The 7,805-nt window shown below is 62.2% G+C and carries 6 protein-coding genes; 4 read left to right on the plus strand and 2 right to left on the minus strand.

Translation table 11 applies throughout. The features are described from left to right. Window positions 1-358: 358 nt before the first annotated feature. The 4 genes from Q7L05_RS16290 to Q7L05_RS16305 all read left to right on the plus strand — a co-directional run bounded on the left by Q7L05_RS16290 (window position 359) and on the right by Q7L05_RS16305 (window position 6,676). Complete coding sequence (locus Q7L05_RS16290) at window positions 359-958, plus strand: DUF4194 domain-containing protein (RefSeq protein ID WP_303909189.1); 600 nt, start codon at window positions 359-361, stop codon at window positions 956-958. Between the two features lie 45 nt (window positions 959-1,003). Next, complete coding sequence (locus Q7L05_RS16295; protein WP_303909191.1) at window positions 1,004-4,387, plus strand: ATP-binding protein; 3,384 nt, start codon at window positions 1,004-1,006, stop codon at window positions 4,385-4,387. A 3-nt stretch (window positions 4,388-4,390) separates the two neighbouring features. Beyond that, entirely contained in the window at window positions 4,391-5,614 is a 1,224-nt protein-coding gene (locus tag Q7L05_RS16300; protein ID WP_303909193.1) for a DUF3322 domain-containing protein, read from the plus strand. Window positions 5,615-5,830: 216 nt separating this feature from the next. Beyond that, window positions 5,831-6,676: a DNA ligase gene (locus Q7L05_RS16305; RefSeq protein ID WP_303909195.1), complete on the plus strand. Its 846-nt coding sequence runs from the start codon at window positions 5,831-5,833 to the stop codon at window positions 6,674-6,676. Window positions 6,677-6,788: 112 nt separating this feature from the next. On the opposite strand, the gene Q7L05_RS16310 is transcribed toward Q7L05_RS16305, so the two are convergent. Further along, window positions 6,789-7,259, minus strand: coding sequence for a YcgN family cysteine cluster protein (locus tag Q7L05_RS16310; RefSeq protein WP_303909196.1), 471 nt, complete (start codon window positions 7,257-7,259; stop codon window positions 6,789-6,791). Then, window positions 7,243-7,506 carry a hypothetical protein gene (locus Q7L05_RS16315; RefSeq protein WP_092992223.1) on the minus strand — a complete coding sequence of 88 codons (264 nt, stop codon included), beginning with the start codon at window positions 7,504-7,506 and terminating at the stop codon, window positions 7,243-7,245. Before Q7L05_RS16315 ends, Q7L05_RS16310 begins: the two co-directional genes overlap by 17 nt. Window positions 7,507-7,805: the final 299 nt, after the last annotated feature.

Genomic DNA, 7,805 nt, shown 5'->3' on the forward strand with positions numbered 1-7,805 from the left:
CCTGATGAACTTGCCCTCGCTGTCATTACGAGGAGCCTAAGCGACGAAGTAATCTTCTGCTCCCAAAACCCCAGATTGCCGCGTCGCTGTGGCTCCTCGCAATGACGGCTATAAGTTCGTCATTGATTCGGGCCTGCGCAGCAGGGGGTACGGCTCGCAATGACGGCTAAAGGTTCATCATTGATTCGGGCCTGCGCAGCAGGGGGTGCGGTTCGCAATGAGGGGCAGGGCAACTCACCATGGGCCGTTAGGCCGTCATTTACGCTTGACGGGCTGAAGCCTGACCTCAGAGACTGCACTGTCTCCGATGATTGGGTTAACATAGCCGGTCCCGAATGATGAACCGGCGAGGCCCGCCGTGCCCGGATTCCCGACCGCTGCCGAAAAACTTCCCCACGCCCTGGTTGCCCTGTTCAAGGGCGTGGTGTACGAAGATGCCGCCCCCAGGGCGTGGCAGGACCTGCTGGAGCTCCAGGCCCGGGTCCGTGACTACGTCGCGGTGCTCGGGCTGGAGCTGCTCCTGAACGAGGCGGAGGGTTACGCCTATCTGCGGCAATGTCGGACGTCTGACGGCGAGGAGGAATTGCCGCGGCTGGTGCCGCGACGCCAGTTGAGTTACCCCGTCAGTCTGTTGCTGGCTTTGCTGAGAAGGAAACTGGCCGAGCACGACACCGCCGGCGGCGATCCGCGACTAATCCTCTCCCGCGAGCAGATCGTTGATCTGGTACGGCTGTTTCTCCCGGACGATACCAACGAGGCCAAGCTGGTGGACCGCATTGACGCGCATATCAACAAGGTCGTGGAGCTCGGTTTCCTGCGCCGCATGCGCGGGCAGCCGAACCACTTCGAGGTGAAGCGTATCCTGACAGCATTTGTCGATGCCCAATGGCTTGCCGAGTTCGATCAGAGGCTAACCGAGTACCGGGCCCACGCCGAGAGTGGGGATAAACATGAGTGAAAGAGCGCGCCGGGAAGGTGGGCGCCAAGCGTCCACAAAAGCGTCATGACTGCCTCCGTCCAGGAACAATTGCTCGACTTTGCCGACAGCGATACCCGCGCTGGTTTTCGGCTGCACCGCTTCGAGGTATTCAACTGGGGCACCTTTCACAATCGGGTCTGGCGGCTGCTGCCGGATGGCGACAATGCGCTGCTGACCGGCGACATCGGTTCCGGCAAATCGACCCTCGTGGACGCCCTCACCACACTGCTGGTCCCGGCGCAGAAAATCACCTACAACAAGGCGGCAGGCGCCGACGCCAAAGAGCGCACGCTCAAGTCCTACGTCCTCGGCTACTACAAGTCGGAACGCAGTGCATCGGGCTCCGTCTCCCGCGCCGTGGCGCTGCGCGACCACAACAACTACTCGGTCATCCTGGGCCGGTTCTACAATGCCGGCTACGATCAGGAGGTCACCCTCGCCCAGGTCTTCTGGCTCAAGGACTCACAGGGTCAGCCGGCGCGCTTCTATGTGGTGGCGGACGGGGCGCTCTCCATCGCCGAGCACTTTGCCGGGTTCGGCAGCGACATCGCCGATCTGAAGAAGCGCCTGCGCAAGACCCACGGCGTTGAGGTCCACGACACCTTCCCGCCCTACGGCGGCGCCTTCCGCCGCCGCTTCGGCATCGACAACAAACAGGCCATGGACCTGTTCAACCAGACGGTGTCGATGAAATCGGTGGGCAACCTGACCGAATTCGTGCGCGCCCACATGCTCGAACCGTTCCCGGTAGAGCCGCGGATCGATGCCCTAATCAAGCATTTCGACGATCTCAACCGCGCCCACGAAGCGGTTCTCACAGCAAAGGCACAAATCGGCGCTCTTGAGCCCCTGGTTAGCGATGCCGATGCCCACACCGAAACGAGCAGCCGGGTGGAAGAGTTGCGGGCCTGCCGCGAGGCGTTGCGCCCCTGGTTCGCCCACCACAAGATACAGCTGCTTGAAAAGCGGCTGGAGGGACTGACGCAGTCCCTGGAGCGGCTCGATGGACGCATTGACGGGCTCGACGGTCAGCGTCAGGAGCGACGGGACAAGCGCGACGAACTCAAACAGGCCATCCGCGACAATGGCGGCGATCGCATCGAGCGCATCAAGGTCGAAATCCTCCGGAAACAGACCGAAAGGAATGAACGGCGACAGCGTGCCGACCAGTACGCCGCACTGGCCGAGGCGCTGGATCTGCACCTGGCCGAGGATGCCGACGCGTTCCATGACAACCGGCAGGCGATCGCCGGCGCACGCAGCGACGCCGGGGAGCAGCAGGCCGAGGTACAGAACAGCATCACCGAGAGCTCGATGGAGTTTCGCGACCTGGGCCAGGCGCACGAGGAGATCACCACCGAGCTCGACTCCCTGCGCCGACGCCGCTCCAATATCCCCGCCAGGGTGCTCGCCGTCCGCGAACGCCTTTGCAAAGAGTTGAGCCTGGACCAGGAGACTCTGCCCTTCGCCGGCGAGCTGATCCAGGTGCGTGAAGAGGAATCGAAGTGGGAGGGCGCAGCGGAACGCCTGCTGCACAACTTCGGCCTCTCCCTGCTTGTGCCTGAAACGCACTACGGCGCCGTGGCCGATTGGGTTGACCGTACCCACCTGTGCGGCCGTCTGGTCTACTTCCGGGTGCGCGGGCGCCGCCCGGCGGATCTCTCCGGCCTGCATGCGGACTCCCTGGTGCGCAAGCTGGCCATCAAGCCCGACTCCGGGTTCTATCCGTGGCTGGAAACGGAACTGGCAAGGCGTTTTGACTATGCCTGCTGCGACAGCATCGACCAGTTCCGGCGCGAAAAGCAGGCGGTCACCCACGCCGGCCAAACCAAGGCGGGCGGCGAGCGCCACGAGAAAGACGACCGCCACCGTATTGACGACCGCTCCCGCTATGTGCTCGGCTGGTCCAACGCCGCCAAGATTGCGGCGCTCGAAAAGCGCGGCACCGATCTGGAGCAGCGCATGCAGACGATCGGCAACAGCATTGCTGAACAGCAGGCCTTTCAATCGACCCTGCAACAGCGCCTGGAGCGGCTTGGTCAATTGGAACTCTTCAACGAATTCCGGGAGATCGACTGGCGCCCGCTCGGGGTCGAGATCGAAACGCTGGAGCGCGAGCGCCGGCAACTGGAGGCGGAATCGGACCTGTTGCGCGCCCTCGAGGAGCAGCTCGCCGTTTTGGAAGCTGATCTGAAGATCAACGAACAGCAACTCGACGCGGCCAAAAAGGAGCGCGCCAAGACCGAAGAGAAGCGGGACAACGCCGGCGGGCAGATGCAGGAGGCGCGCACGCTGCTGGAGGCGACGCCCGCGGAGGCGCGCGGGCAGTGGTTTCCCCGACTGGAGGGGATGCGCGGGGAGGCCCTGGGCGAGCACACCCTCACCGTGGAGTCGTGCGACAACCGCCAGAGCGACATGCGCGAGTGGCTCCAGGGCCGAATCGACACATCGGAGAGCCGTCTCAAGCGGCTGGCCGAGCGCATCATCAAGGCCATGGAGGCCTATTGCCAGCGCTATCCGCTGGAGACCCGGGAAGTGGACGTGAGTGTGGCCGCTACCGACGACTACCGCAAAATGCTTGATCAACTGTCCGCCGACGACCTGCCCCGCTTCGAGTTGCGTTTCAAGGCGCTACTGAACGAGAACACCATCCGTGAGGTAGCCAATTTCCAGGCGCAGCTCAACCGCGAACGCCAAGCCATCCGCGAGCGCATCGAGACCATCAACCGCTCCCTGCACGAGATCGACTACAATCCCGGCCGCTATATCACCCTGCTAGCGGAACCGGCCCCCCACCCCGACGTGCGCGACTTCCAGCAGGAGCTGCGCACCTGTACCGAAGGCGCACTGACCGGTTCCGAGGAGGAGCAATACACCGAAGCCAAATTCCTCCAGGTGAAACAGATCGTGGAGCGATTCAAGGGTCGCGAAGGCACCGCCGAACTCGACAAACGCTGGACGCTTCGAGTCACCGACGTACGCAACTGGTTCACCTTCTCCGCCTCGGAGCGCTGGCGCGAAGACGATGCCGAGCATGAGCACTACTCGGATTCCGGAGGGAAATCCGGAGGGCAAAAGGAGAAGCTCGCCTACACCGTACTCGCCGCCAGCCTCGCCTATCAATTCGGACTGGAGTGGGGCGAGAGGCGCTCCCGTTCGTTCCGCTTCGTGGTGATCGACGAGGCCTTCGGCCGCGGTTCCGACGAGTCGGCCCGCTATGGCCTGGAGCTGTTCCGTCGCCTCAACCTGCAGCTTCTCATCATCACGCCGTTGCAGAAGATCCATATCATCGAGCCGTTCGTGGCCAGCGTCGGCTTTGTACATAACGAGGACGGCATGCGCTCGATGCTGCGCAACCTCACCATTGAGGAGTACCGGGCCGAGAAAGCGGACTGGACCGTCAACTGAGCGATGTCCTGGACCACCCCCGCCCATCTCAAACAGCAACTCCAGCGGCGCTGGGAGCGTGGCGAGATCCTCGCCGCCCGGCTCAAGGGTGAGCCGCTGTTCCCGCTCACGCTACGCCTGAAAAAGCCTGCCACCCGCGAGCTGAGCGAGCGCTTCGAGGAAGTCCGCCACTGGGTTCAAATGCTGCGGGAGAGTAGCCGCGAGGAGCGGGGCTTCGGCTACGCCATCGAGTGGAAATCCCACAACCATCGCGTATTGGGCCGCAATGCACTTCCCGATGCGGTGACGCTCCCCACCGAAGAGGATGCCCTGCGCCTGCTGGGACGAAGGCGCGACGCCGAACGCTTCGACGCGTTGTGCGATACGACCCTGACCCGCCTTCCCGAATTGCGGGCCTGGATGATCCGGTGCCCCCTCAAACTGCTTGAACAGGCCGAACACTGGCCGCGGATCCTGGCCGTGTTGGAGTGGTTCCAAAGCCACCCCCGTCCGGGCTGTTACCTGCGGCAGGTCGATATCCCCGCTATCGACACCAAGTTTATCGAGGCACGCCGCGGACTGTTCGGTGAACTACTCGACGCGGTGCTCCCCGACTCCGCCGTGGACCGAAAAGCCCTGGGCGCGCGCCGCTTCAACCGCCGTTATGGCCTGCGCGAAGAGCCGCCGCTGATCCGCTTCCGTATTCTGGACCCTGACCTGTATCTTCAGGGCATGTCCGACATCTCCCTGCCACCGGAGCAGTTCGCCGCACTCAAACTCCCTGTAGAGCAGGTGTTCGTCACGGAAAACAAGATCAACGGCCTCGCCTTTCCGGAAACCCCTGGCGCCCTGGTGATCTTCGGACTGGGCTACGGCCTGGAACGCCTGGCCGAAATGGAGTGGCTGCACGGAGTCACCATCCACTACTGGGGTGACATCGACAGCCACGGCCTGGCCATCCTCGACCGCTTCCGTGCCGGATTCCCCCGAGCGCGCTCCTTCCTGATGGATCACGCCACCCTGCTCGCCCATCGTGCATTCTGGACGTGGGAGAAGCCCGAGCAGCGCTTTCGTGGCGAACTGAAGCGACTCACCGGCGAGGAGCAGGCACTGTTCACGGATTTGACCACCGACAGGCTCGACGAAGCGGTGCGCCTTGAGCAGGAGCGAATCGGCTTCCACTGGCTCATGGAGGCGCTGGAAAACCGGTTGATTGCCTCTTCGCACCGTAACTGCTCGCCCGGGTGATCACGCAGGGCCCGGGAAATCCGTCATCCCCGCGTAGGCGGGGATCCATTTTGAGCCATGCTTCCGTCCTCTGGATTCCCGCCTACGCGGGAATGACGCGGGAATGACCGGAAATGACCGGAAATGACCGGGAATGACACGGGGATGACGGAGGGGGTGAGTAGTTACTTCGCACCAATAGTTTTTTTCAGACGATGACAAAAGGAGTTTGCCGCCATGTCCGTAGTTCGCCGCTTCCACCCGGTCACCTTTGTTTTGATGCTGCTTCTCGCGAGCGGACCTGCCTGTGCCGAGGCGCCGCAGCTCATCCTGGCAACAGCCTGGGATGAAAGTCGTAACCCGACCGGCTGGTGGCTGAGTGAAAAATACGACGGCGTCCGCGGCTATTGGAACGGCGAACGGATGCTTAGCTGCAATGGGATGCGAATCAACATTCCCGATTTTTTCAGCGCCACACTGCCGCCCTTCCCCGTAGACGGAGAGCTCTGGGCCGGACGCGGTCGCTTTGCCGACACCCTTTCCATCGTCCGCGATGGTGAGCCGGGGCCAGGCTGGCGCGATATTCGTTATCTCATCTTCGATGCGCCCGAACAGGCCGGACCATTTGAAGCGAGAATGGATACCATTCGACGCTGGTTGACCGAAAACCCCTCGCCGAGAATCCTTTTAACCGAACAGACCCGCTGCACGGGACAGAGACACCTGGCGAGGGCTTTGTCCGATATCGAGGCGAAGGGCGGCGAGGGGATCATGCTGCGAGCTGCCGGGTCCCCCTACCAGTCCGGCCGCAGCACTCACCTGCGCAAGCACAAATCGTTCGAAGACGCCGAGGCCGAAGTGACGGGCTATAACCCGGGCAAGGGCAAGTACAGGGGCATGGTCGGATCACTGAGGGTGGTACTGCCGGACGGAACCCGCTTCGCCGTGGGCTCGGGATTGACCGATGCCCAGCGCGGCAACCCTCCCCCCGTTGGCAGCATTATCACCTTCAAACATTACGGCTGGACCAAGTATGGCAAACCGCGCTTCCCGGTCTACTGGCGGATCCGTTCTCCCCGATAACCGCAAGATTGCGGCAACCGTACACCGTGGTTAACTGCGGTGCGGCAACAGCTGTGTCATCGACGATATCCATGCCCCCCTTCCGCACGAGTCGATGCATACCCTACGATCGTCAGTCGGCTTCGCGGTTCAGGTTGATGATATGGTCCTCGAGATCGTCCTCGGACTCGAGCTGAGCTTCAGGGATCGCAAAGCTGCGTACCGAGACACCCGCCTCGTGAACCGATTCCGGATCACCACTAACCAACGGATGCCATGACGGCAGCGGTTGCCCTTCGGCAAGCAGCCGATAGGCGCAGGTCGCGGGTAGCCAGAAAAAGTCATCCACGGCCTTCCGGGTAAGAACCACACAATCGGGCTGCAGCCGGTGACGATCGCTGTATTCGCCGCAGCTACAGGTATCCTGCTCCAGATAGCGGCAAACCACCTGAGTGTAGAACACCTCACCGCTGTCTTCATCCTCCAGCTTGTGGAGACAGCAGCGGGCGCAGCCGTCGCAAACCGCCTCCCACTCGGCGGCGTCCATCGAGTCCAGTGACTTCCGCTCCCAAAACGGCGGTTCGCATTCAGGCTCCGATGGCACGGTCCATCCTCTCTTCGGCTTCTTTCCAGCGCGGATCGGCAGAGCCGCCGTTCGCCATCAACTCCATCAACCCATAGGCGATTTGCCGGGTATCCGGATTCATTTCCTTCAGTTTCGTCAAAAGATAGGAGTGACCGCCTTGCGGAATCGAAAGAGTCTTGGTCAGTGCAAACAGCAGTAGTGACTGGCCGGAACGCGGATCAGCTTCGATACGTTCCACGGCCGAATCAAGAGCGGAGAAGTCCAAATCATGGTTCCTGTAGTGGCGAAAGCGTCGATCCTATGCCCCTCCCCCTCCAAAATAAATATTTGATTCAGTGGGGCTGATTATTTTGCGGTCGGAAGGGAGGGCTTCGCCCAGCTTGTTCGGCCACGGAGCGGGCGCCGAAAGAGGCACGTCTTCGTTACCCGATGGCGGGCGGTTTCGACGATGATCTCTTGAAAAACTTCTCCCCCGATGTCGTTGCGAGCCGTACCCCCTGCTGCGCAGGCCCGAATCAATGACGAACTGTTAGCCGTCATTGCGAGCCGTACCCCCTGCTGCGC

It is taken from the genome of Thiohalomonas denitrificans, assembly GCF_016841685.1.
In the GTDB taxonomy this organism is placed as follows: domain Bacteria; phylum Pseudomonadota; class Gammaproteobacteria; order Thiohalomonadales; family Thiohalomonadaceae; genus Thiohalomonas; species Thiohalomonas denitrificans_A.